Annotated in this window: 1 protein-coding gene; it reads right to left on the bottom strand. The window is 47.4% G+C overall.

Annotated features, from left to right (window positions below):
- On the bottom strand, window positions 1–546 hold a 546-nt coding region (locus AC1M9L_RS14780; protein ID WP_481592556.1), incomplete at both ends, for a thiolase family protein.

Here is a 546-nt window from a genome sequence, read left to right as displayed (position 1 = left end):
TAGAGCACAATGCATATTTGCCACCAGTTGCTTCTAGTTGGTTGAGAGCAGTCGTCACCAAACGCGCACCTGATGCACCCAATGGATGACCTAGTGCAATTGCACCGCCATTTGGGTTTACACGCGCATCATCGTCGGCTAAACCTAGGTCACGTGTACATGCCAATGCTTGTGCTGCAAACGCTTCGTTCAGCTCAATCACATCCATTTGCTCTAGTGTTAAACCTGTTTGAGCCAATAACTTTTTAATCGCAGGTGCCGGACCAAAGCCCATAATGCGAGGTTCAACCCCCACAGTGGTTGCACCAATCACTTTGGCCCGTGGTTTTAAACCATATTTTTCTACAGCTGCATCAGACGCAATCAGAATCGCAGCAGCACCATCGTTAATGCCTGATGCATTACCTGCGGTTACTGTGCCGTCTGTTTTTACAACAGGTTTTAACTTGGTTAACGCTTCTAAAGTGGTTGATGCACGAGGATGTTCATCTTTTGCCACCACAACCGCATCACCTTTACGCTGTGGAATAGTCACAGGCACGATTT

The organism is Acinetobacter sp. ANC_7511 (assembly GCF_056779975.1).
The sequence above is the reverse complement of the archived record's forward strand: the minus strand, read 5'-3'. Positions and strand labels throughout refer to the sequence as shown.